This window comes from uncultured Paracoccus sp., from assembly GCF_947496875.1.
In the GTDB taxonomy this organism is placed as follows: domain Bacteria; phylum Pseudomonadota; class Alphaproteobacteria; order Rhodobacterales; family Rhodobacteraceae; genus Paracoccus.
Genome location: NZ_CANMEH010000057.1, coordinates 1 through 2756, shown reverse-complemented (window position 1 = coordinate 2756; position 2756 = coordinate 1). Strand labels below are relative to the sequence as shown.

Here is a 2756-nt window from a genome sequence, read left to right as displayed (position 1 = left end):
CGACTACAAGATCACCAAGGTCGATGACCTGATGCCGTGGCGCTGGAACGGATAGCGGTCACGCCGGACGGTTACCTTCCATCTACACCTGAGGCATAACCTCTCCGATTTCCCGCCGATCACCGCCCATGGCCGCGCGCGCGTAAATACTTGTTGAACCGCCCCAATTTCGGGATTTCTTAATCGACCCCATTGCGGGGACCGTCTGTCGCGCCCCGCGAGAAATCGGGGCCGATATGACTGCACACCACCATAAACCTGAGGCTATCGCACGCGGCGCGCAAATGCTGCGCACGGCGCTTGGGGCCTCTATTGCCCGGTTTCTGGAAGATCCCGGTGTGGTGGAGGTGATGCTGAACCCGGATGGTCGCATCTGGGTGGACCGGCTGTCGGAAGGGCTGGCCGATACGGGGGAGAAGCTGTCCGCCGCCGATGGCGAGCGGATCGTGCGGCTTGTCGCCCATCATGTTGGCGCGGAGGTTCATGCCCGCAACCCGCGTGTGTCGGCTGAGCTGCCCGAAACTGGCGAGCGGTTCGAGGGGCTTCTGCCGCCTGTCGTCGCGGCACCTGTCTTCGCCATCCGCAAGCCTGCCGTCGCGGTGTTCACGCTTGATGATTATGTGACCGCCGGAATCATGACCGGCCTTCAGGCGGAGGTGCTGCGCCTGAACGTCGCCACGCGCGCCAACATCCTTGTGGCTGGCGGCACGTCCACCGGCAAAACCACACTGACCAATGCGTTGCTGGCCGAGGTGGCGAAGACCTCGGATCGCGTGGTCATCATTGAAGACACGCGCGAGCTGCAATGCGCCGCGCCCAATCTCGTGGCCATGCGGACCAAGGATGGCGTGGCGACGCTCTCCGATCTGGTCCGCTCATCGTTGCGGCTTCGCCCTGATCGCATCCCGGTCGGGGAGGTGCGTGGTTCCGAAGCGCTTGATCTGCTCAAAGCCTGGGGAACGGGACATCCCGGCGGCATTGGCACCATTCATGCCGGTTCAGGCATCGGTGCCCTGCGCCGCCTCGAGCAGCTCATCCAGGAAGCTGTCATCACCGTCCCGCGCGCGCTGATCGCCGAGACCATCGACCTTGTTGCTGTCCTTGCCGGACGCGGATCTTCCCGCCGCCTGGTCGAACTCGCCCGCGTTGATGGGCTGGGACCAGACGGCGACTACGCCATCACCCCTGCAACCACCTCGAAAGGAGATCCTTCATGATCCGCACGATTTCGCGCGGCTGCCGCATCATGGCAACCACCGCCGCCGTTGTTTCCATCAGCCTGATGCTGGCGCCTGCCGCGCACGCCTCCGGCTCTTCCATGCCCTGGGAGGCACCGCTTCAAAGTATTCTTCAGTCGATCGAGGGGCCGGTCGCCAAAATCATCGCCGTGATCGTCATTATCTCGACAGGTCTGGCGCTGGCCTTCGGCGATACGGGAGGTGGTTTTCGGAAGCTGATCCAGATCGTGTTCGGTCTGTCCATCGCCTTCGCCGCATCAAGCTTCTTCCTGTCGTTCTTCTCCTTCGGCGGCGGAGCGCTCATCTGATGGCGGGCGGTCTCGAACAGCTCGATGCGGTGCCGGGATTTTCGATCCCGGTCCATCGGGCGCTGACCGAGCATATCCTGCTCGGCGGCGCACCGCGCTCCATCGCCATTGTGAACGGCACACTGGCCGGGGCCGTCGGCCTCGGCCTTCGGCTCTGGCTGGTTGGCATCGCCATCTGGGCGGTCGGACACTTCCTCGCGGTTTGGGCAGCTAAACGTGATCCGCTCTTCGTCGAAGTCGGGCGCAGGCATCTGCGCATCCCTGGTCATTTGTCGGTGTGAGGGCGCGAGCATGATGAACCTCACTGAATATCGCGGCACCTCCGCTCGCCTTTCCGACTATCTGCCATGGGCAGCCTTGGCCGGCCCCGGCATTGTGCTGAACAAGGATGGCAGCTTCCAGAGGACAGCGAAATTTCGTGGCCCGGATCTGGATTCTGCTGTCGCCGCCGAATTGGTCGCCGTCGCTGGTCGCATCAACAACGCCGTGCGGCGTCTCGGCTCCGGCTGGTCGATCTTCGTCGAGGCGCAGCGTTCTGAGGCCGCGACCTATCCTGACAGCCAATTTCCCGATCCGGCTTCCGCACTGGTCGATGCCGAGCGCAAGGCAGGGTTCGAGGAAGCGGGCATGCATTTCGTGTCCGGCTACTTCCTGACCTTCCTCTGGCTGCCGCCTGCGGAAGACGCGGCCCGCGCCGAAACCTGGCTCTATGAGGGCCGCGAACAATCAGGTGTTAATCCGCATGAACTGATGCGCGGCTTCATCGACCGCACCGACCGCGTGCTGGCGCTATTCGACGGCTTCATGCCGGAATGTCGCTGGCTGGATGATGGTGGCACGCTGACCTATCTGCATGCCACCATCTCGACCAACCGTCATCGCGTCCGCGTACCCGAAGTGCCGATGCACCTCGATGCGCTGCTGGCCGACCAGCCCCTGACCGGCGGGCTGGAACCGCGTCTTGGCGACCAGCATCTGCGCGTCCTGACTATCATCGGTTTCCCGACAGCGACCACGCCCGGCCTGCTCGACGAAATGAACCGGCTCGCGTTCCCGTATCGCTGGTCCACCCGCGCCATCCTCATCGACAAGACGGATGCGACGAAACTCCTCACAAAAATCCGCCGCCAGTGGGTAACCGTCCGGCGTGACCGCTATCCGTTCCAGCGCCACGGCATCAGGTCATCGACCTTGGTGATCTTGTAGTCGG

At 63.4% G+C, this 2756-nt stretch carries 3 protein-coding genes and 1 pseudogene; all 4 read left to right on the top strand.

Features of this window, described 5'->3' with window-relative positions:
- Positions 1-236: 236 nt before the first annotated feature.
- Positions 237-1217 carry a P-type conjugative transfer ATPase TrbB gene (gene trbB, locus Q0938_RS19000; protein WP_299365658.1) on the top strand — a complete coding sequence of 327 codons (981 nt, stop codon included), beginning with the start codon at positions 237-239 and terminating at the stop codon, positions 1215-1217.
- Positions 1218-1246: 29 nt separating this feature from the next.
- A complete protein-coding gene (locus tag Q0938_RS18995) occupies positions 1247-1546 on the top strand; it encodes a TrbC/VirB2 family protein (protein ID WP_299365660.1) in 300 nt (99 codons plus the stop codon).
- Positions 1546-1827, top strand: a complete 282-nt coding sequence (locus Q0938_RS18990; RefSeq protein WP_015740165.1) for a VirB3 family type IV secretion system protein — start codon at positions 1546-1548, stop codon at positions 1825-1827. Before Q0938_RS18995 ends, Q0938_RS18990 begins: the two co-directional genes overlap by 1 nt.
- A gap of 10 nt (positions 1828-1837) precedes the next feature.
- Positions 1838-2680: pseudogene (locus tag Q0938_RS18985) on the top strand (conjugal transfer protein TrbE); the annotation flags it as partial.
- Between the last annotated feature and the right edge of the window lie 76 nt (positions 2681-2756).

Excerpts from the sequence above, each read along its gene's own strand:
- trbB (WP_299365658.1), top strand. The coding sequence starts at position 237 with ATGACTGCACACCACCATAAACCTGAGGCTATCGCACGCGGCGCGCAA.
- Q0938_RS18995 (WP_299365660.1), top strand. The coding sequence starts at position 1,247 with ATGGCAACCACCGCCGCCGTTGTTTCCATCAGCCTGATGCTGGCGCCT.
- Q0938_RS18990 (WP_015740165.1), top strand. The coding sequence starts at position 1,546 with ATGGCGGGCGGTCTCGAACAGCTCGATGCGGTGCCGGGATTTTCGATC.